The 21,227-nt window shown below is 35.9% G+C and carries 22 protein-coding genes and 2 other annotated features; of the genes, 17 read left to right on the top strand and 5 right to left on the bottom strand.

Features of this window, described 5'->3' with window-relative positions; translation table 11 throughout:
* The first annotated feature begins 128 nt into the window (after window positions 1-128).
* Window positions 129-1,466: a sodium-dependent transporter gene (locus COL05_RS03835; protein ID WP_001088183.1), complete on the top strand. Its 1,338-nt coding sequence runs from the start codon at window positions 129-131 to the stop codon at window positions 1,464-1,466.
* Window positions 1,467-1,505: 39 nt separating this feature from the next.
* On the opposite strand, the gene COL05_RS03830 is transcribed toward COL05_RS03835, so the two are convergent.
* Complete coding sequence (locus COL05_RS03830; RefSeq protein WP_098667652.1) at window positions 1,506-2,210, bottom strand: polysaccharide deacetylase family protein; 705 nt, start codon at window positions 2,208-2,210, stop codon at window positions 1,506-1,508.
* A 325-nt stretch (window positions 2,211-2,535) separates the two neighbouring features.
* On the opposite strand from COL05_RS03830, the gene COL05_RS03825 reads away from it, so the two are divergent.
* The 4 genes from COL05_RS03825 (at window position 2,536) to COL05_RS03805 (ending at window position 4,712) form a co-directional block, all read left to right on the top strand.
* Window positions 2,536-2,799 carry a CD3324 family protein gene (locus tag COL05_RS03825; RefSeq protein ID WP_029440850.1) on the top strand — a complete coding sequence of 88 codons (264 nt, stop codon included), beginning with the start codon at window positions 2,536-2,538 and terminating at the stop codon, window positions 2,797-2,799.
* 164 nt (window positions 2,800-2,963) lie between these two features.
* A complete protein-coding gene (locus COL05_RS03820; RefSeq protein WP_098667651.1) occupies window positions 2,964-3,650 on the top strand; it encodes a DUF421 domain-containing protein in 687 nt (228 codons plus the stop codon).
* A gap of 110 nt (window positions 3,651-3,760) precedes the next feature.
* Window positions 3,761-4,402: a FusB/FusC family EF-G-binding protein gene (locus tag COL05_RS03810; protein ID WP_098667650.1), complete on the top strand. Its 642-nt coding sequence runs from the start codon at window positions 3,761-3,763 to the stop codon at window positions 4,400-4,402.
* A 109-nt stretch (window positions 4,403-4,511) separates the two neighbouring features.
* Window positions 4,512-4,712, top strand: coding sequence for a hypothetical protein (locus COL05_RS03805; RefSeq protein WP_098667649.1), 201 nt, complete (start codon window positions 4,512-4,514; stop codon window positions 4,710-4,712).
* Between the two features lie 148 nt (window positions 4,713-4,860).
* On the opposite strand, the gene msrA is transcribed toward COL05_RS03805, so the two are convergent.
* Window positions 4,861-5,397, bottom strand: a complete 537-nt coding sequence (gene msrA, locus COL05_RS03795) for a peptide-methionine (S)-S-oxide reductase MsrA (protein WP_098667647.1) — start codon at window positions 5,395-5,397, stop codon at window positions 4,861-4,863.
* A gap of 193 nt (window positions 5,398-5,590) precedes the next feature.
* Window positions 5,591-5,836 (top strand) — a binding site (T-box leader).
* A 67-nt stretch (window positions 5,837-5,903) separates the two neighbouring features.
* Window positions 5,904-6,143: a binding site (T-box leader), on the top strand.
* A 152-nt stretch (window positions 6,144-6,295) separates the two neighbouring features.
* Between msrA and ilvE the strand changes: the two genes are divergently transcribed.
* Genes ilvE through ilvA form a run of 6 tightly spaced genes read left to right on the top strand, consistent with a single transcriptional unit; the run spans window position 6,296 to window position 13,193 of the window.
* On the top strand, window positions 6,296-7,195 hold the full coding sequence (gene ilvE / locus COL05_RS03790) for a branched-chain-amino-acid transaminase (protein ID WP_098667646.1): 900 nt from the start codon (window positions 6,296-6,298) through the stop codon (window positions 7,193-7,195).
* A gap of 22 nt (window positions 7,196-7,217) precedes the next feature.
* Window positions 7,218-8,930 (top strand): acetolactate synthase large subunit, encoded by a 1,713-nt coding sequence (gene ilvB, locus COL05_RS03785; RefSeq protein ID WP_098667645.1) that lies wholly within the window; start codon window positions 7,218-7,220, stop codon window positions 8,928-8,930.
* Window positions 8,927-9,157 carry an ACT domain-containing protein gene (locus COL05_RS03780; RefSeq protein WP_000019916.1) on the top strand — a complete coding sequence of 77 codons (231 nt, stop codon included), beginning with the start codon at window positions 8,927-8,929 and terminating at the stop codon, window positions 9,155-9,157. Before ilvB ends, COL05_RS03780 begins: the two co-directional genes overlap by 4 nt.
* 14 nt (window positions 9,158-9,171) lie before the next feature.
* Complete coding sequence (gene ilvC / locus COL05_RS03775) at window positions 9,172-10,179, top strand: ketol-acid reductoisomerase (RefSeq protein WP_098667644.1); 1,008 nt, start codon at window positions 9,172-9,174, stop codon at window positions 10,177-10,179.
* Window positions 10,180-10,225: 46 nt separating this feature from the next.
* Window positions 10,226-11,899, top strand: a complete 1,674-nt coding sequence (gene ilvD / locus COL05_RS03770; protein ID WP_098667643.1) for a dihydroxy-acid dehydratase — start codon at window positions 10,226-10,228, stop codon at window positions 11,897-11,899.
* A 31-nt stretch (window positions 11,900-11,930) separates the two neighbouring features.
* Window positions 11,931-13,193, top strand: a complete 1,263-nt coding sequence (ilvA, locus tag COL05_RS03765) for a threonine ammonia-lyase IlvA (RefSeq protein WP_098667642.1) — start codon at window positions 11,931-11,933, stop codon at window positions 13,191-13,193.
* Window positions 13,194-13,274: 81 nt separating this feature from the next.
* On the opposite strand, the gene COL05_RS03760 is transcribed toward ilvA, so the two are convergent.
* Together COL05_RS03760 and COL05_RS03755 are read right to left on the bottom strand one after the other, a co-directional pair.
* Entirely contained in the window at window positions 13,275-13,502 is a 228-nt protein-coding gene (locus COL05_RS03760; protein WP_098667641.1) for a hypothetical protein, read from the bottom strand.
* A gap of 52 nt (window positions 13,503-13,554) precedes the next feature.
* Complete coding sequence (locus COL05_RS03755; RefSeq protein ID WP_098667640.1) at window positions 13,555-14,658, bottom strand: CapA family protein; 1,104 nt, start codon at window positions 14,656-14,658, stop codon at window positions 13,555-13,557.
* A 216-nt stretch (window positions 14,659-14,874) separates the two neighbouring features.
* On the opposite strand from COL05_RS03755, the gene COL05_RS03750 reads away from it, so the two are divergent.
* The 3 genes from COL05_RS03750 to COL05_RS03740 all read left to right on the top strand — a co-directional run bounded on the left by COL05_RS03750 (window position 14,875) and on the right by COL05_RS03740 (window position 17,846).
* Complete coding sequence (locus COL05_RS03750; protein ID WP_098667639.1) at window positions 14,875-15,591, top strand: DUF554 domain-containing protein; 717 nt, start codon at window positions 14,875-14,877, stop codon at window positions 15,589-15,591.
* Between the two features lie 20 nt (window positions 15,592-15,611).
* The gene (locus tag COL05_RS03745) at window positions 15,612-16,463 is read left to right on the top strand and encodes a GNAT family N-acetyltransferase (protein ID WP_142337340.1); all 852 of its coding nucleotides are present in this window, start codon (window positions 15,612-15,614) and stop codon (window positions 16,461-16,463) included.
* Between the two features lie 168 nt (window positions 16,464-16,631).
* Complete coding sequence (locus COL05_RS03740) at window positions 16,632-17,846, top strand: multidrug efflux MFS transporter (RefSeq protein ID WP_098667637.1); 1,215 nt, start codon at window positions 16,632-16,634, stop codon at window positions 17,844-17,846.
* 53 nt (window positions 17,847-17,899) lie between these two features.
* Here COL05_RS03740 and COL05_RS03735 read toward each other — a convergent pair whose 3' ends face one another.
* Entirely contained in the window at window positions 17,900-18,661 is a 762-nt protein-coding gene (locus tag COL05_RS03735; RefSeq protein WP_098667636.1) for a DODA-type extradiol aromatic ring-opening family dioxygenase, read from the bottom strand.
* Window positions 18,662-18,865: 204 nt separating this feature from the next.
* Between COL05_RS03735 and COL05_RS03730 the strand changes: the two genes are divergently transcribed.
* The 3 genes from COL05_RS03730 (at window position 18,866) to COL05_RS03720 (ending at window position 21,165) form a co-directional block, all read left to right on the top strand.
* Window positions 18,866-19,789, top strand: coding sequence for an alpha/beta hydrolase (locus COL05_RS03730; protein ID WP_098667635.1), 924 nt, complete (start codon window positions 18,866-18,868; stop codon window positions 19,787-19,789).
* A 55-nt stretch (window positions 19,790-19,844) separates the two neighbouring features.
* Window positions 19,845-20,450 (top strand): pentapeptide repeat-containing protein, encoded by a 606-nt coding sequence (locus COL05_RS03725; RefSeq protein ID WP_098667634.1) that lies wholly within the window; start codon window positions 19,845-19,847, stop codon window positions 20,448-20,450.
* 70 nt (window positions 20,451-20,520) lie between these two features.
* Window positions 20,521-21,165, top strand: coding sequence for a LytTR family DNA-binding domain-containing protein (locus COL05_RS03720; protein WP_098667633.1), 645 nt, complete (start codon window positions 20,521-20,523; stop codon window positions 21,163-21,165).
* The last annotated feature ends 62 nt before the right edge of the window (window positions 21,166-21,227 follow it).

Below are 21,227 nucleotides of genomic sequence, written 5' to 3'. Positions count from 1 at the left end.
CTACGTATTTACGTAGGGGCGTTTTTTTATTAGTGGAGAGGAAGTGAACGTATTAGAAAAGAGTGTGAATAGAACAATATAAATACCGGATTGTAATACAGAAAAAGATAGAGAGAGGAGATTAACAAATGAATTCACAGCAATGGACATCGAAATTAGGTTTCGTATTAGCTGCAGCAGGTTCAGCGATTGGTCTAGGGGCAATTTGGAAGTTCCCATACATGGCCGGAATTGGAGGGGGCGGCGCGTTCTTCCTTATTTTCATCGGTTTCACATTATTAATTGGTTTACCGCTATTATTAGCTGAATTCGTTATCGGAAGAAGTACACAAAAAGAGGCCGTTGATGCATATAGAGAAATCGCACCAAAAACATTATGGCCATGGTTAGGGAAATTAGGGATTGTAACATGTTTCATATTACTTTCTTTCTACAGTGTTGTAGGAGGCTGGATTTTATTATATTTATGGAATGCAATTACAGGTAGACTATGGGAAGGAAATGGGGCATATGAAGCTACGTTTGGTGAAATCATTTCCAATCCGTATTTAGCAGTTGGCTCGCAGCTATTATTCATCCTTATTACTATTTTCATCGTAAGTAAAGGTGTACAAAATGGTGTTGAAAAAGTAAATAAATATTTCATGCCAGCACTATTCGTTTTGTTCTTTGTATTAATCGTTCGTGCACTTACGTTAGATGGTGCTGGAGAAGGAGTTCGTTTCTTCTTACAACCTGATTTCTCACATGTAACATCAGAAGTCATATTATATGCAATGGGACAATCGTTCTTCTCCCTATCTGTCGGTGTAGCTGTTATGGTAACGTATAGCTCTTACTTACCGAAAGAAGAAAGCTTACCACGTTCAGCATTTTCTATCGTAGCTTTAACGCTTGTGATTACATTACTTGCAGGGCTTGCAATTTTCCCAGTAGTGTTCGCATTTGGAATGGAACCATCTCAAGGACCGGGGTTATTATTTATCGTACTGCCAGCTATTTTCAGTAAAATGGCATTCGGAAAATTATTCTTCATCGTTTTCTTATTACTATTCTTCTTTGCTACTATTACATCAGCAATTTCGATGTTAGAAATTAGCGTTGCATCTTTAACTGCAAAAGGTAAAGGAAAACGTGAAAAAATGGCTTTAATCGTAGGATTACTAATCTTCGTTGTTGGAGTACCATCAGCATTATCATTTGGTATATTAAGTGATCTGAAGATTTTCGGAAAGACAGTCTTTGATTTAGCGGATTATGCAGTTAGTAACGTACTAATGCCACTTGGTGTTTTATTAGTTTCTATCTTCGTTCCTTTAAAAATGAAGAAAGATGTATTAATGAAAGAGCTTGGTGTAAGTAAAAATAAGGGCTATAAATTATTCGTATTATGGTTATTCTTACTTCGCTTCATCGCACCAATTGCGATTATTATCGTATTCTTAAATGTACTTGGCATTATTTAAAAAGAAAGGTAGCGCATCGTTTTATGATACGCTACCTTTTTATTTTGCTCTTTTTTGCAGCTCGTTTACCGTTACGAACTGATATCCCTTCTTAGATAATGAGTCTAAAATACCTTCAATGGTCTGTAAATTTTCATTAGACTCATCGTACATAGAGTGTAATAAAATGATAGAACCTGGTTGTACATTTTTATTAACATATTTAATTTTATCAGCAGCAGATTTATAAAAAGTATCAGGTTCAAGGTCCCATGTGATTGTTTCGATATTATTTTTATTTAAATAATAGGGCAGACCAATTAGCTTTTTTCCGTTAGGTGGTCTAAAATCAATTTCGCCTGTATATCCTGTTTGGCGGATTAATGCATTCGTTTTTTCTATTTCTTCTTTAATATAAGAAGGTGTTTTAAAAACCATTCTGTTATGAGAATATGTATGGTTTCCAACTTGGTGTCCAGATTGTACGATAGCTTCTCCTAACGATAGGTTTTTTTCTAATTCATTTCCGATTAAAAAGAAGGTAGCTTTTGCATTGTATGTATCTAGTAGCGGTAATATTTGTTTTACATTGCTCGTAGGACCATCATCAAAAGTTAAAGCAACCACTTTTTCATTTGTTTCTACTCGGTTTGTTAAATCTCCAAACAATTGAAAGCCTCTTGCGTTCATCAATTTGTATGTTCCAAATAATGCTACAGTAATAATGAATAATGTAACGATTGTAATGATTATTTTCTTTTTCATAAAGCAACCTCACTATATTTTTGGATTGGACTAAAAAGTATTATATCAAATTAAGTAATTTCACGCTTTAAAAAGGATGTGGATGCAAGGGGAAGGAATTTGTCATATAATAAAATATAAAAGGTATATTAGGAGGTGTTTAAATGGCGATTACAATTCAATTGCCGGACACTGCAGCGTCTCATGCAAAGCCAAGTATGGAAATGGCGATACTTTGCGTGAGGTAGACAAGTAATATACAATCGCCTAAATGAGCTCGAATCATTTTTATATTTGGCTTTGCACCTTATTGAAATGAACCATAAAAAATAAGGGGCGAGCAGAAATGAAATACGTTAAAGCTGCGACGGTTTTACCAGAAAGTTTAATTACTGAAATTCAAAAGTATATACAAGGTGAAACAATTTACATTCCAAAACAAGAAACAAAACATTATAAATGGGGTACACGATCTGGAGGAAGAAAACAACTAGATGAAAGAAACAAAGCCATTAAAGATGCGTTTAAAAGCGGGATTTCCATTCATCAACTTGCAGAGGAGTATTTTCTTTCCGGAGAAACGATTAAAAAGATTGTGTACTCTAAATGAAGATAAAAGAGTCTAGTTCAAATATTATTTTGAACTAGACTCTTTTTTGTCTTGTATGTATTGGATATATTGCGTATGAATGGACAAGATAATAGAAAAATGTGCCGTTTTTTTACTAAATAGAATATAGAACATTTGAGTGAAAAGCAGAAAGGTGAGCATTTATGAATCATATTGGACAAATAACGATAGAGCTTTTAATTGGTTTCTTTGTTCTATTAATTGCTACAAAAATACTAGGGAAAACACAAATATCTCAGCTAACACCCTTTGATTTTATTTCTGCTATCGTCCTTGGTGAGCTCGTTGGAAATTCAATATATGATCCTAAAATTAAAGTGTGGTCTATTTTATATTCAGTATTTGTTTGGGTAATTTTAATTTATTCAATTGAAGTGATAACACAAAAAATTAGAGGAACAAGAAGGTTTTTTGAAGGGTATCCTTCCATTATTATCCGTAATGGAAAGATTGATCGAGAACAATTAAGTTCAAATCATTTGGATATTAATCAATTACAACAAATGCTTAGACAACAAAAAGATATTTTTTCTATTCGAGAAGTTGAATATATGATATTGGAACCTAACGGAAACATAAGTGTTCTGAAAAAGAGCAAATATGAATCTCCTACTATAAATGATTTAAGTTTAAAACATAAGCCTGTATACTTACCAATTTCATTAATTAGTGATGGAAAAGTAGTGAAAGATAATTTGAGGGAAGCTGGTTTTGATGAAGGATGGCTGTATAAGCAAATAAAGCAAAGAGGGATTACTAAATTTGAGGATGTATTATATGCAGAATGGAAAACAGACGATGGTTTCTTTTGTCAGGAAATGACTCGGTAGAACGTAGCCAGGGTATGTAATATTCGTTTCCAAGTTATCTTTTACATATCAAAAAGTTGAATCATTGTATACAATAAGACTAGATCAACAATTTGTATGGAGTGATAAAGATGGAAGCTTTTATTAGAAGTGATCAATATAATTTTATAAAATCACAAGCTTATATTTTAGCAAATGGGCACGCAACGGCAAATGATAGAGGTGTCATTCAAGCGTTAAAATCATTAGCGATTGAAAAGATAATACATGTATTTGAGAATTTAACGGATGAACAGAAAGAGTTAATTGATACCGTATTAACAGTTCAAAATAGAGAAGATGCAGAATCGTTTTTACTGAAAATAAATCCGTATGTCATTCCGTTTCAGGAAGTTACAGCGCAAACATTAAAAAAATTATTTCCTAAAGCGAAAAAGTTGAAACTTCCTGATATGGAAGGACTGGATATGAAAGAATTATCTTATTTAAGCTGGATTGATAAAGGGTCAAGCAGGAAATTTATTATAGCGAAAAATGATAAAAATAAGTTTGTTGGTCTGCAAGGAACGTTCCAAAGCTTAAATAAAAAGAGCATTTGTTCATTATGTCATGGGCATGAAGAAGTTGGAATGTTTTTAGTTGAAATTAAAGGTGATGTACCAGGAACTTTCGTGAAAAAGGGAAACTATATTTGCAAAGATGGTATAGCTTGTAATCACAATATGAAGTCACTTGATAAATTACATGATTTTATTGAGCGATTAAAGAAATAAAATGGAAGACCTCTAGTGCTGAAACTGGAGGTCTTTTATTTTGAGAATGGTAATAGATTTCCTTTTTGAGAGATATAATTTATAAATACAACATAGGAGAGCTGAAAAAATGCTTAAAAAGTTTTTGCTTTCTTTACCGGATGTTTTACTTGTATGCATTGTTATCTACATAACATACACAACTACTCTTAGTTTTGTACAGATGTTAGTAATTTCAATTGCAATCGGAATCATTGGTGGTCTTGTTATAAGGATTTGTAAGGATGTATTCACGTATATAAGGTGGACAATGAAACAGAGGAAATCTTGAATACGCTGTATTGCCATTCGGAGGAGATGAAATGACTAAGAAAAAGAGTAGAGTGAAAAATGAAATAGCGCTTTGGGCATTAACAGCGGTTGTTCTCATCATTGTATGGTACTTTTATCCCGCTTTAATGGNNTAAAGTTTCACTTTATTATTTTTTTTGCCAATTTTCTTTTATAAAGTCTTCACGGCCAGATTCTTTTTGCTCAGTAGCATATTTCTCTGGGTTCTTTTTATAGAAATGTTGATGGTATTCTTCAGCCTCATAAAAAGGTGCAGCCGGGCGAATTTCAGTTACAATTGGATCTTTAAACATCCCGCTTTCTGCAAGAGCTTGTTTTGATTTTTCAGCAAGCTCCTTTTGCGTTTCGGTATGATAAAAAATAGCGGTGCGATAAGATGGACCACGGTCAAAGAATTGTCCGCCATCATCAGTTGGATCGATTTGTGGCCAATATAAATCCAGTAATTTTTCATATGGGAAAATAGAAGGATCAAATGTAATTTGTACAACTTCTAAATGACCAGATGTACCCGCTTTTACTTGTTCATATGTTGGGTTTTCTACATAGCCACCTGCATAGCCGGAAAGTACTTTATGAATACCAGGAAGTTCATCAAATGGCTTTACCATGCACCAAAAGCAACCGCCTGCAAATGTTGCGAGTTCGTATGTTTTTTCGGACATTGCTGTAATCCTCCTAAATATATATGTTTTATATAGTATTATACAAAAATTTTTGTTTCGCAATAAAAAAGATTCGAAAATGTGTATATTATTAAAAATATTTTTCGAAAACATGTTGACAATGAAAAGAACAACGTCCTATAATACGTTTAACAAATAAAAGTCAATTAAGAATTTTCTAACTTTATATATTGCATATGCAAAGAAGAGGAAAGTAGATGGTTATGATCGTTTCAGAGAGCTGCTCCTAGGCTGTGAGAGTAGTAACAATCGAATCATTGAAGATCACCTCGGAGCATCGCTTGCGAAAGGGAAACTGAGTAGAGAGCGACGGCATCGTCTCCGGTAAAAGGACGGGGGTCTAATTGGACCTACAGAGCTTATATTTCGTGAGAAGTATAAGGAAGCTGAGTGGTAACGCGAAACTCTCGCCTCAGCAATCAAAGCTACTAAATTGTAGTAGTTGATTGCTGAGGCGAGAGTTTTTATTTTAAAAAATGGAATAAGAGAATGCGTAGAAGAGGAGAGTAAATGATAAAAATTGTTTCAGAGAGCTACCCAGATGCTGTGAGGGTGGTAACAATTTCATCATTGAAGATCACCTCGGAGCACTATTTTTGAAAACTAGTAAAAAGTAGCGGAGTTGTTTCCGATAGAAAAACAAAAGTCTAATTGGACTTGCAGAGCTTATATTTCGTGAGAAGTGTAAGGAAGCTGAGTGGTACCACGATTCCCTCGTCTCAGCAATGGATCGCTACAAGTATGTATGTAATCGATTGTTGAGACGAGTATATTTTTAAGGTTTATATACTGAATATTCTGTTAAAAATACTCATCTCAGCAATCGATATAGAAATAGATTGCAAAAATAGAGAGAAAAAAAGAGGAGCGATGTGAGATGGGAAATCAGTACATTTATATGAATGGGGAATTTGTAGAAAAAGAAAAGGCAGTTGTTTCAGTATATGATCACGGTTTTTTATACGGAGACGGTGTATTTGAAGGAATTCGTAGTTACGGTGGAAATGTATTTTGTTTAAAAGAACATGTAAAACGATTATATGAATCGGCAAAATCTATTTTACTTACAATCCCGCTGACGGTTAAAGAAATGGAAGAAGCAGTTTTACAAACATTGCAAAAAAATGAGTATGCGGATGCCTACATTCGGTTAATTGTTTCAAGAGGAAAGGGTGACTTAGGACTCGATCCGAGAAGTTGTGTGAAACCGAGCGTTATTATCATTGCAGAACAATTAAAGTTGTTCCCACAGGAATTTTACGATAATGGATTAAGCGTTGTATCTGTTGCATCAAGACGTAACACGCCAGACGCATTAGACCCACGCATTAAGTCAATGAACTACTTAAATAACGTACTTGTAAAAATTGAAGCGGCGCAAGCAGGAGTGCTAGAGGCACTTATGTTAAATCAACAAGGATATGTTTGTGAAGGATCTGGAGATAATGTTTTCGTTGTGAAAGATGGAAAGGTGTTAACACCTCCTTCTTATTTAGGAGCGCTAGAAGGTATTACGAGAAATAGTGTTATCGAGCTATGTGAGCGACTTCATATTCCATGTGAGGAACGGCCATTTACTCGCCATGACGTATATGTAGCAGATGAAGTGTTTTTAACGGGAACGGCAGCAGAATTAATTCCAGTTGTAAAAGTTGATTCAAGAGAGATTGGGGATGGGAAACCCGGAAGTGTAACGAAACAATTGACAGAGGAATTTAAAAAATTAACGAGAGAAAGAGGAGTACGTGTTCCAGGACTGGTGGAAAGCTTACTGTAGGTAGGGAGAGGAGTTAATTAAAATGGAGCAGCATACAGCATGTGAGAAATTGCAGTGTGAAGAAGTGACAGGTGCCGGACACGTTATTCAATGTTTGAAAAAATTAGGCGTAACGACTGTTTTCGGTTATCCGGGCGGAGCGATTTTGCCAGTATACGATGCGTTATACGGAAGTGGTGTGAAGCACGTTTTAACTCGTCATGAACAAGCTGCCATTCATGCGGCAGAAGGATATGCGAGAGCTTCTGGAAAGGTCGGGGTAGTCTTTGCTACCTCTGGCCCAGGGGCGACGAATTTAGTTACGGGTTTAGCGGATGCTTATATGGATTCGATTCCTTTAGTTGTTATTACAGGGCAAGTTGCAAAACCTCTCATCGGAAAAGACGGATTTCAAGAAGCAGATGTTGTTGGGATTACAGTACCTGTTACGAAGCATAATTACCAAGTTCGTGATGTGAATCATTTATCGCGCATTGTACAAGAAGCTTTTTACATCGCCGAAAGCGGGCGGCCGGGGCCGGTATTAATTGATATTCCAAAAGATATTCAAAATGAAAATGTAACAAGTTTTTATAATGAAGTGATTGAGATTCCAGGATATAAATTAGAGCCTATGCCAGACAGTATAAAACTTAGAGAGATAGCTAAAGAAATTTCAAAAGCTAAACGCCCACTTCTTTATATCGGAGGAGGTGTCATTCATTCGGGTGCTTCTGATGAACTCATCAAATTTGCGAGGGAGAATCGTATTCCTGTCGTTTCCACTTTAATGGGACTGGGTGCATACCCGCCGGGAGATTCATTATTTTTAGGAATGCTCGGCATGCATGGAACGTACGCTGCAAATATGGCAGTAACAGAATGTGATTTACTACTTGCTTTGGGTGTTCGGTTTGATGATCGTGTAACAGGAAAATTAGAACTTTTTTCTCCGTATTCGAAAAAGGTACATATTGATATAGATTCTTCAGAGTTTCATAAAAATGTAACTGTGGAATATGCGGTTGTTGGAGATGTGAAAAATGCGTTACATATGTTGTTACGTATGCCGATTGATGCACGGACAGATGAATGGCTTACGAAAATCGAGGAATGGAAAGCGGAATACCCTCTTTCCTACAATCAAAAAGAAAGTGAGTTAAAACCACAGCATGTTATTAGTCTAGTAAGTGAATTAACGAATGGTGAAGCGATTGTAACGACAGAAGTAGGACAGCATCAAATGTGGGCTGCGCATTTTTATAAAGCGAAAAATCCACGGACTTTTCTAACATCTGGTGGGCTAGGAACGATGGGGTTTGGTTTCCCGGCGGCAATTGGTGCTCAACTTGCAAAAGAAGAAGAACTCGTCATTTGTATTGCAGGCGATGCTTCTTTTCAAATGAACATTCAAGAACTACAAACAATTGCTGAAAATAATATTCCTGTAAAAGTATTTATTATAAATAACAAATTTTTAGGGATGGTAAGGCAATGGCAAGAGATGTTTTATGAAAACCGTTTATCAGAGTCAAAAATCGGATCACCAGATTTTGTAAAAGTGGCAGAAGCTTATGGAGTGAAGGGATTAAGGGCGACAAATTCAACAGAGGCGAAACAAGTGATGTTAGAAGCATTTGCTCACGAAGGTCCTGTTGTAGTTGATTTTTGTGTAGAAGAAGGTGAAAACGTATTTCCGATGGTTCCGCCAAACAAAGGGAATAACGAAATGATGATGAAGAGGTGGGAAGAATGAGTCATACTTTTTCACTCGTTATTCATAACGAGCCAAGCGTCTTATTACGTATAAGTGGAATTTTTGCTCGGCGTGGTTATTATATTTCTTCTTTACATTTAAACGAAAGAGATACTAGTGGTGTTTCTGAAATGAAACTCACAGCAGTTTGTACTGAAAATGAAGCGACATTACTTGTTAGTCAGTTGAAAAAATTAATTGATGTACTGCAAGTAAATAAATTATAAGGAGTGTATCCAATATGAAAACGTATTATGAGAAAGATGCAAATGTAGAGTTATTACAAGGGAAAGCAGTTGCGGTCATTGGTTATGGATCTCAAGGTCATGCGCAGGCACAAAATTTACGTGATTCTGGTGTAGAAGTTGTAGTTGGTGTTCGACCTGGTAAGTCTTTTGAAGTAGCAAAAGCAGATGGGTTCGAAGTAATGTCTGTTTCAGAAGCGGTTCGAACCGCGCAAGTCGTACAAATGTTATTGCCAGATGAACAGCAAGCACATGTGTATAAAACAGAAGTAGAAGAGAATCTCCGTGAAGGGCAAATGTTACTTTTCTCACATGGATTTAATATTCACTTCGGACAAATTAACCCGCCAAGTTACGTAGATGTAGCAATGGTAGCACCAAAAAGTCCAGGTCATCTCGTTCGCCGTGTATTCCAAGAAGGGAATGGTGTTGCGGCGTTAGTCGCAGTACATCAAGATGCAACAGGCACCGCATTACATGTAGCACTTGCGTATGCAAAAGGTGTAGGGTGTACACGTGCAGGTGTAATTGAAACGACATTCCAAGAAGAAACAGAGACGGATTTATTCGGAGAGCAAGCGGTACTTTGCGGCGGGGTAACTGCACTTGTGAAAGCTGGTTTTGAAACATTAACAGAAGGTGGATATCGTCCTGAAATTGCATACTTCGAATGTTTACATGAATTAAAATTAATTGTTGATTTAATGTACGAAGGTGGTTTAACGAACATGCGCCATTCTATTTCTGATACGGCTGAGTTTGGAGATTATGTAACAGGATCGAGAATTGTTACAGATGAAACGAAAAAAGAGATGAAACGAGTGCTTACAGAAATTCAGCAAGGTGAATTCGCGAAGAAATGGATTTTAGAAAATCAAGCTGGGCGTCCAACATATAATGCGATGAAAAAAGCAGAGCAAAATCATCAGTTAGAAAAAGTCGGGGCAGAGCTTCGTGAAATGATGAGCTGGATTCATGCATCGAAAGAATTAGTAAAAAAATAGAGTAAGTGATTGTAAGTGAAAAATATGTAAGAGGGGATTTGACAAGATGAGAAGTGACATGATTAAAAAAGGTTTTGATAAAGCGCCGCACCGTAGTTTATTAAAAGCAACTGGTTTGAAAGATGAAGATTTTGATAAACCGTTTATAGCTATCTGTAATTCTTTCATTGAAATTATTCCAGGTCATAAGCACTTAAATGAGTTTGGGAAACTTGTTAAAGAAGCTGTGCGTGCAGCAGGTATGGTTCCATTTGAGTTTAACACAATTGGAGTAGATGACGGTATTGCGATGGGGCATATCGGTATGCGTTATTCGCTTCCAAGTCGTGAAATCATTGCAGATTCAGTAGAAACGGTTGTAAATGCACATTGGTTTGATGGCATGATTTGTATTCCAAACTGTGACAAAATTACACCCGGTATGATGATGGCTGCACTTCGTATTAACATTCCAACTGTTTTTGTTTCAGGTGGTCCGATGGCGGCTGGAAAAACGTCAAAAGGAGACGTTGTCGATTTAAGTTCTGTTTTCGAAGGAGTAGGAGCTTATCAATCTGGGAAAATTTCAGAAGAAGAATTAAAGGATATTGAAGATCATGGCTGTCCATCTTGTGGTTCTTGTTCTGGTATGTTTACAGCGAATTCTATGAACTGTTTATGTGAAGTGTTAGGTTTAGCTCTTCCTGGTAACGGAAGTATTTTAGCTATTGACCCAAGACGCGAAGAATTAATTAAACAAGCAGCAGAAAAATTAAAAATTTTAATTGATAGAGATATTAAACCAAGGGACATTGTAACGGAAGAAGCAATTGATGATGCGTTCGCGCTTGATATGGCGATGGGCGGTTCGACAAATACAGTGTTGCATACATTAGCACTTGCGCATGAGGCAGGACTAGATTATGATATGAGCCGCATTGACGCAGTTTCAAGACGTGTACCACATTTATGTAAAGTAAGCCCTGCTTCCAATTGGCATATGGAAGATATTGATCGAGCAGGCGGGATTAGTGCAATTTTGAAAGAGATGAGCCGAAAAGAGGGAGTACTTCATTTAGATCGTATTACTGCTACTGGGCAGACGTTAAGAGAAAATATTGCTGAGGCAGAGATTAAAGATAAGGAAGTAATTCATTCTCTTGAAAACCCTCATAGTGAAGAAGGTGGATTACGTATATTAAAAGGAAACCTTGCGAAAGATGGGGCAGTTATTAAAAGCGGAGCAACTGAAGTAAAACGATTTGAAGGACCTTGCGTTATTTTTAATTCACAAGATGAGGCGCTTGCAGGCATTATGCTTGGGAAAGTGAAGAAAGGCGATGTAGTTGTTATTCGCTATGAAGGACCAAGAGGCGGCCCTGGTATGCCAGAGATGTTAGCACCAACCTCAGCGATTGCCGGTATGGGATTAGGTGCAGATGTTGCGCTATTAACGGATGGTCGTTTCTCTGGTGCTTCACGTGGTATTTCAGTGGGGCATATTTCCCCAGAAGCAGCTGCGGGTGGAACGATTGCACATCTGGAACAAGGGGATATCGTTTGTATCGATGTTGAGGAAAGATTGTTAGAAGTAAGAGTTAGTGAAGAAGAATTAAATAAGCGTAAAAAAGAGTGGAAACGACCAGAACCGAAAGTGAAAACGGGCTGGCTTGGACGTTATGCGCAGATGGTAACATCCGCGAATACAGGTGCAGTTCTAAAAATCCCGGATTTTGATTGAGCCAATTAAAAAGAGATAAGGATGATATATAATGGTGCAAAAGATAAAGGAGAGAGTGAAAATTGAAGATATCTTAATGGCACATAATTGCATGAAAGATATCGTTATTAAAACACCGTTACAACGTGATACAGTTCTATCTGAGAAATATGATTGTGACGTTTATGTAAAACGAGAAGACTTACAATTGATTCGCTCTTTCAAAATTCGTGGTGCGTACAATTTAATTCAAAGTTTATCAAAAGAACAATTACAAAACGGTGTTGTTTGTGCAAGTGCTGGTAATCATGCGCAAGGAGTTGCTTATACGTGTAATTTATTGAAGATTCCATCAAAAATCTTCATGCCAACAACGACGCCGAAACAAAAAGTATCGCAAGTACAATTTTTCGGTGGTGATTTTGCAGAAATTGTATTAGTTGGTGATACATTTGATAGCTCTTTCCAAGAAGCACAGCGCTATTGTGAAGGAAATAGAATGACGTTTGTTCATCCGTTTGATGATCCGTATGTAGTTGCTGGCCAAGGGACAGTTGCAGTTGAAATTATGCATGATATGGAGAAACCAGTGGATTATATCTTTACAGCAATTGGCGGTGGTGGATTAGCATCAGGTGTTGGTACATATGTAAAAGGTGTTAGTCCTGCTACAAAAGTCATTGGTGTAGAGCCAATGGGAGCTGCATCTATGAAAGAGGCTTTTCTTCAAAATGAAAATGTCGCGTTAGAGAAAATAGATAGTTTTGTTGATGGGGCAGCTGTCAAAAAAGTAGGGAAGTTAACATTTGAAACGTGTAAAGATGTAATTGATGACATTGTTTTAGTACCAGAGGGGAAGGTTTGTACGACGATTTTAGAACTATATAAGAAAAATGCAATTGTAGCTGAACCGGCGGGTGCATTATCTATTGCAGCGCTTGATTTATATAGAGATGAAATAAAAGGTAAAACAGTTGTTTGTACGCTAAGTGGTGGAAATAACGATATTGATAGAATGCAAGAGATGAAAGAACGTTCGCTCATTTACGAAGGGTTAAAGCATTATTTTATCATTGAATTTCCGCAACGTTCCGGTGCGCTAAGAGAATTTCTTGATAAAGGATTAGGGCCAGAAGATGATATTACGCGCTTTGAATACATTAAGAAGCATAATAAAGAAAATGGTCCAGCATTAGTCGGGGTAGAGTTAAAACATAAAGAAGATTATGAGCAATTAATTACTCGTTTTAAAGAAAATAATATTCAATTTATGGAGCTTAATAAAAATCCTGTTTTGTTTGATTTGCTTATTTAATAGAAAGGAAAGAGTTAGCATCCAAATAAAAAAAGATAGATACAAGCAAGGGAAATGCTGCTTGTTCTATCTTTTTTATAGTTAAACGAGATACTTTCCATATTCAAGAAGGATAAAGCTAGTTAACCAAAAGAGTATCGCAATACGAATGATTACATACATAGTAAATTCAAAGGTAGTAAGTTTTCGCTCGCGTTTTAGTTTTTTTAGAAGTCTAACAGAGAAAAATGAACATAAAAGTAGAACGGCTATAGATATTTTATAAATGTTTTCTAACAAACTTACATTTTCTAATAAATCTTTCAGCATGTTCATCACCTATTCTGTAAAGTATGTGACAGAGAAATCGATCTTGTTCTATCTAGCTTCGTTTATTTTTTATGTTCCCTGCATCATCAATTTCTACATCAGTTGAAATCGTTTGTAAATATTGTAGAGCTTTTCTCTTTTCCTCCTCATTCACAGGGGAAACTTGGTTGTTGCGAATGATGTAAGGATTGAATGACATTTGGACATCCTCTCCTTTAAAAGTTAAAGTTAATACGCCAGTTTCAGCGCTTTTTCCGTTCACATAACTTGGGAATAAAAAGTTTCCTAATGAGTAAGCGATAGGAACGTTATTATAATATTCAAACCCTTGTAACCAATGTGGATGGCTTCCGACAATCGCATCGGCTCCGGCTGTAACCATTTTATTTACATATTGTTTTTGATAATCTACCGGACGGTTTGATTTTTCAACGCCCCAATGCATATAGACAATTAAATAGTCTGCATCTTTCTTTTGCTCTTTAATTGTTTTTGTTACAAGGTTTAAATCATACCCATTCGCAACGCCAGGTTTATTGTCATCAGCAACCCAAGTAAAATCAGGCATAAATCGGACGAAGGAAAGGAATTTGAATTTTTTTCCTTTTACAGTCATTTCTCTCGCGGTATATGCATCTTTTGCATTTTTTCCAGCTCCAATGTAAGGGAACTTTAATTTTTCTACATGGGAGATTGTATCCAATAATCCCTCTTGCCCATAATCAAGTGTATGGTTATTCCCTATATTTACGATGTCATAACCGGTGTTTTTTATAGCTTGAAGCGTGGATGGATCACTTTTAATCCAAAACAGTTGTCCAGGGGCTTTCTTTTCTCTCGTTGTAAATGCTGACTCTAAATTCACGAAAGAAATATCAGCTTTTGTTATTTCTTCTTTCACATGTTGGAATGGATAATCAGCCCCATTTTTTTCGATTACAGGACGTAACTGCCAATCGAACATTGTATCACCAGAGAAGGTGAGTGTAATTTCCGGGTCCTCTATTTTCTTTTCACTTGTTGAAGCGGTTTTACTAGATTTGTTTTGCAAATCGGGTTTGTCTTTCGCTTTTGAAGTAAAAGAGTGGTTAATTAATACAACAATTGGTGTAATACAAAAGGCTATTAACAAAAATCGTTTTAGTAAAGTTTTCATAAATACCTTCCCTTTTGAATTTATACCGCAATTTGTAGGCAATAAAACTCACGTTAATTAAAGTTTCACATTATGTATAACTACAAAAAATTGCGTTTATGTTGCGAAAAAATATTTGTTAATATTCTCAATATTAAGTTAACATATAGATAACCTGTAAATCAATGAATAAACCAAAATATAGAAATAAAGAATTCGAAGGGTGAAGAATGAGAAATGGTTATATTAGGAGCAGTTGTAAATGGGGTTTGTATAATACTTGGTACTTTACTAGGTAAATTATTTAGTAGGATTCCAGAAAGTATGAAGGGAACAATTATGCATGCAATCGGTTTAGCGGTTACTGTGCTTGGACTTCAAATGGCATTGAAAAGTGAAAATTTTCTTGTTGTCATACTAAGTTTAGTGATTGGTACGGTCATCGGGGAATGGCTACAATTAGAGGGAAAGTTAAAACAGTTAGGAGATTGGCTAGAAAATAAAGTTGGATCGAAAGGGAAAGGGAGCATATCAGAAGGTTTTGTAACAGCTACTTTAATATTTGCAATTGGTGCGATGGGCATACTTGGTGCACTCGACAGTGGGATTCGTGGAAATCACGATATTTTATTTACAAAGGCAATTATCGATGGATTTATTTCTATTATATTAACGACAACCCTAGGAATTGGTGTAGTATTTTCGGCAATTCCAGTTATTTTATACGAAGGAGGTATTGCGGTTTTTGCAACACAAATTAATAGTTTGGTCCCGAAAGAATTAATGAATCAATTTATAGTAGAAATGACAGCTACAGGTGGTATTATGATAGCTGCTATCGGATTGAACTTACTTAGTATTATTAAAATTAAAGTGGCAAATTTACTGCCAGGTATATTGGTAGTTGGAATAATCGTTTCACTTATTTATGGTTACGGTTTAATAGTAAAGTAGTAGGGGGGATGGAGATACATATGGAGGAATTTCAATTTACAAAACGTGTTCATAGCATATTGAAGATTGGGGCAAAAGAGGCGGAAAATAATATCATTCAACCAGTTCATCTGTTTATAGGGATGTGTAAAGAGGGTACTGGAGTTTGCAGCGAGTTGTATATGTATTTGTTTCGTCACATTGGTGCGGACTTTTTAGAAAAGCTTTCAATACGAAAAGAGTACGATTTAACGGATCAAGGGTATAAAGAAATAGGACAATATAAGTTATCTTATAAGGTGTTAGAAATTTTACAAATAGCGAAGAAACGTATGGAACGTTTTCAGCAAGTAATAATGAATGAAGGGCATGTTATGTATGCACTATTTCGCGCGGATACGTTTATTGAAAATGCACAAATACAAAAAGGTATATTACATATTATAGCTGAACCAAGAGATTTAGCGGTTGATCTAAAATGTTTTGTTCCTACTTATAATGATTTAACTTGTACTGTCAGAAAGGCTAACCTTTCTGATTTTGAAAAATTAGCAAGTTTTGTTGAAGCAGAATTTGGTGAACGTTGGTTACGTTCAATAGAATATGGATTTCGTACATATAAAGAAAATTTACCTATTTATATAGCAGAACAAGAAGAAGGGATAGTAGGTTTCGCTTGCTATGATGTAGTGAGAGGAAAGAAAGGATTGTTTGGTCCAATGGGCACAGCGAAACAAAATCGTGTGAAAGGTGTAGGGAAGCAATTGTTGCATCGTTGTTTACATAGTATGAAGCAAGATGGATATGAATATGCAATTATTGGACAAGCGGGTCCGGTTGAGTTTTATGAGCGATGTTGTAATGCGCGTTTAATACCAATAATGGATAACTAACCAACTTCATTTAAGTGGAGTTGGTTTTATTATGAAAACAATGTGGAAATGTAGTGATTTTTACTAGAAAATAGCGGGTTTTGTAGTAAATCTTACAAATAAAGCAAATTACTAAACTTTTTACAAGAAAGGGTGTAGAATGGGTATCTAAAGAAAGAAGGTGTGAAAATGGCCAGCTGGAAACGAAATTTAATGATTTGTTGGCTAGGTTGTTTTACCACTGCAGCCGGTATGAGTTTAGTAATTCCTTTTTTATCTTTTTATATTGAGGAATTAGGAGTAACTGGCACTTCAAGTATTGCACAGTGGTCGGGACTTGCATTTGGTATAACATTTTTAATGGGTGCGATCGTATCACCAATATGGGGAAAACTTGGTGATATACATGGACGGAAATTGATGCTTATTCGTGCGAGCCTAGGTATGGCGATTATTATGACGCTTATGGGATTTGTAACGGATGTATATCAACTAGTCGCACTAAGATTTTTAATGGGAGCAGTATCTGGTTTCCTTTCAACGGCTATGACATTTATTGCAGCAGAAACTCCAAAAGAGCATTCAGGCTGGGCAATTTCTACAATTTCAACTGGTGGAGTGAGCGGTTCTTTACTTGGTCCATTACTTGGAGGATATTTGTCTGAGTTAATTGGAATGCGCCATGTTTTTCTTGTTACAGGAGCTTTTTTATTCCTTTCTTTTCTCATCGTTTTTTTCTTCCTACATGAAGAGAATCACTCCGCTCAAGCAAAAAAAGTACAACCGAAAAAAGTATGGACGATGGTTCCAGCGAAGCATTTAATTATTAGTTTGTTTGTAACAACATTTATTATTCAACTTGCTAATATGTCTGTTCAACCAATTGTTACATTATACGTAAAAAATTTAGTAGGCCCTCATACTGCACATATTGAAACAATTGCGGGTGCAGTTATGTCAGCGACAGGGTTAGCAGTTATTTTGGCAGCACCAAGACTCGGACGATTATCAGATCAAATTGGTCCTCAAAAAACGTTAGTTGTAGCGTTGTTTGCTGCAGGAATTATTTTTATCCCGCAAGCATTTGTAACCTCAGCTTGGCAACTATTAATTCTTCGATTTTTATTAGGTATCGCACAAGCAGGATTATTACCTTCCGTACAAACTCTACTAAAACAACATACACCAACCCATGTAACGGGACGAATATTTGGGTATAATCAATCGTTTCAGTTTTTAGGAAATATGATTGGACCCGTACTTGGTGGACAAATTGCAGCACATGCAGGCTTCCAATATGTTTTCTTCTCTACATCATCACTATTATTTATTGCGTGCATTTGGGTTTATTTTCATAATAAGAACGAAGAGGTATCAGAGAAACGACATTTGGAAGTTAGTTAACTAGGTAAATGAAAAAGAAAAGGATGAAGCAATGATTGCTTCATCCTTTTTATTTAAAATTGGAGGCAAAGATAACTTAACGTACCAAGCTCGTAACTGCGGTGAATGACTTCACCACTATTTTCACCACTTCCCATAGCGATAAATAAAGGAACAAAATGCTCTGCTCTTGGTACAGCTAATTGAGCATGAGGGGCATTTTTCTCCCAATTAAATAATGCATCTTTATTGTTAGTCTGCATATGTTTTATAATCCAATCATCAAATTCAATTGCCCATTGTTCGGGTGTACTTTGATTCCATTTCAGTGCTCGTAAGTTATGAACGGTAACACCGCTACCGATTACTAAAATATCTTCTTGTCCAAGTCCTTTTAATGCTTCTCCAACCTTAAATTGCTCTTTTGCAGGAAGGAATGGATTGACTGATATTTGTACGACAGGAATATTTGCTTCTGGATACATACGGTGCAAGAGTGTCCATGAGCCGTGGTCTAAACCTCTCGTCATATTATGATGGACTGGAATACCTTTATTTTTAAATTTTGTTTCTAACATAGATGCAATGTTAGAAGAGCCTTTCGCACGATATTTGATTTCGTATAACTCAGGGGGAAAACCTCCAAAATCATAAATTGTTTCATATTCGTTATCTGATGAAGAAATCGTTAATACTTCGCTTTCCCAGTGAGCGGTGAAAATAACAATTGCTTTCGGTTTATATGTTTCTCCAAGGATTTTTAAAAAACTTGTATATTCTGTATCTTGTATAGCGAGCATCGGTGATCCATGTGCTAAAAATAATGATGGCATCATCATAGAAACCTCCCAAAAATATAATAATTACTTTATGTAAGTAACTATATAATTTCATCTACGGTTCGTCAACATATTAATTTAAGAGCTAATTAGAAAAGTGAGTCATTTGTCATAATGAAGGCAATTGCATATAATACATAATAAGAATAATGAATGGATATTCATTTTTTGAGATACATAATAGAGTTGGGAGCTGACGAAATGAACGTACAGGCAAGTTTCGTTACGGCAAAGGATGGATCAGAAATTTATTTACGTAAGTGGTTACCAGAAGGTGAACCGAAAGGGATTATTCAAATTGCACATGGTATGACAGAACATGCAGGTGTTTATACAGACTTTATTGATGCGTTATTAGAAGCGGGCTATGGTGTTTATGCGCATGATCATAAAGGTCATGGGAAAACGGTGAAGAGAGAAGAAGATTATGGTCATTTTAAACCCAATGTAGGTTGGAATGAGGCTGTATCTGATGTTATCTTTGTATCTGAAACGATAAGAAAAGAGCAGACATGCCCGTTATTTTTACTTGGACATAGTATGGGTTCTTTTTTATCAAGGCGTGCTGTACAACTGAAGGGTGAATTGTATGATGGATTTCTTATTTCAGGAACTGGTGGAAATCCAGGACTTTTAGGAAGTATCGGTCATAAAGTAGCGACAATTGAGATGAAATTACGCGGAGAAAAAACGAAAAGTCCGATGCTAAACTTTTTATCTTTCGGAAACTTCAATTCACACTTTAAACCAAATCGTACAAAATTTGATTGGTTATCTTCAGATAATAATCAAGTAGATAAATATATTGCGGATCCATTATGTGGATTCATTTGTACGACTAGTTTTTATCGAGAATTATTTTCTGGTGTATTAGAAGTAAATAAACTAGAAGAGTTCAAGAAAACACCGCAAAACCTTCCAATACATATTTTTTCAGGAGATCGTGATCCTGTGGGGGATATGGGGAAAGGTGTAAAGGAAGTATATGAGAATTATAAAAAATGTGGCGTGAAAGATGTAACACTGCGTTTATATGAAAATGGAAGACATGAAATGTTCCATGAAGTAAATCGAGATGAAGTATTTCAAGATTTGATTTCTTGGTTAGATAAGCATATTGTATGAGAAGAAACCTCACTTTTTTGAAGTGAGGTTTCTTTAAGGAGATGAAGGAATAGTTATGAGTGCATTTGTAAATAAAGAATATGTAGAAATAGATTTTCAAGATGTCTTGATTAAAGAAGAGGAATTGAAGAATAGTACATTCATAAAATGCCGTTTTAGAGGGATAGATGCATCGGAAGTTTCGACTGAAAATTGTAATTTCATCGAATGTGATTTTACCGGCGCTCTTTTTAACGCTTCTATCCATCAAGGAACTACATTTGCAAATTGTAAGTTTGTTGGTACGAATTTATTCGTATCGAAGTTTGAAGAATGTAAAATGACTGGCTCTGATTTTGAAGAGGCGAATTTAGATGGAATAACTATCATATCGGGTGATTGGTCATACACGAATTTAAGGTTCGTGAACTTAAGTAAACAAATGTTAAAAGGTATACGTTTAATTGAAGCTGATTTATATGAATGTAATTTAGAAAAAGCAGATTTACGTGAAGCGGATTTAACCGGTGCACAATTAGGGAAGGCGAAGCTTAGCGGTGCAAATTTAAAAGGAGCGATAGTTGATAGAATTGACTTTACAAGTTTCGATTTAAAAAATGTAAAATTAGATATAGCACAGGCAGTTGCAGTAGCTAGATGCTATGGGGCTAAGGTGAACTAAACTGTTTATAAAACTGTTCAAATTGTTGAACGGTTTTATAAATTATAATAGTAAATGAGGTGTTCATACTATGGAAGATAAAACGTTAGGTATACTACTAGATGTTGTTGGGGAATTATTTTCAGATGAAATATCAATCGCCGTTTCGAATAAGGAAGAATATATTTACTATCGGCCAAGTAAACGTATTGATTTAAAGATTAGCGCCGGGGATCCTATTAAGGAAGGAACGATTGCTCATAAAGCAATGGTAACGAAGCAAAAAGCCTCCGAGTTTATTAACCGAGATGTTTTCGGTATTCCTTATCATGGAATGGCGGTACCATTTTCAAATAATGACAAGATTGAAGGTTGCGTGACGGCAATTTATCCAGCTTTAACGGATGGAAAGTCAGTCGTTACTTTAAAAACAACAGACGGATGGGTTCCAGTTCCTTTTTCAAAGGTGATGTATTTAGAGGCTAAAGATAAAAAAACGTATGTGAATTCAGAAGAGTTAACAGGAACACATAAGTACTCTCTACAAGAATTTGAATACTTACTTCCGAAAGATTCGTTTATTAGATGCCACCGTTCCTTTATAGTAAATGTGAATCATATTAAGGCGATTTATCCTGATACCCACTCTACTTTTTTACTTTCAATGGATAACGGGGAGAGGGTACCAGTGAGTCAATCATATGCTAGCTTTTTTCGTAAGCTTCTAGGATTCTAAAATGTTCTGCTTTAGAACCTAGATTTGCTGTTTTATCTGAATTTTCGGCATTGTATACCGAA

It is taken from the genome of Bacillus sp. AFS059628, assembly GCF_002571225.1.
Lineage (GTDB): Bacteria > Bacillota > Bacilli > Bacillales > Bacillaceae_G > Bacillus_A.
This window is presented reverse-complemented; position numbering and strand designations above follow the sequence as displayed.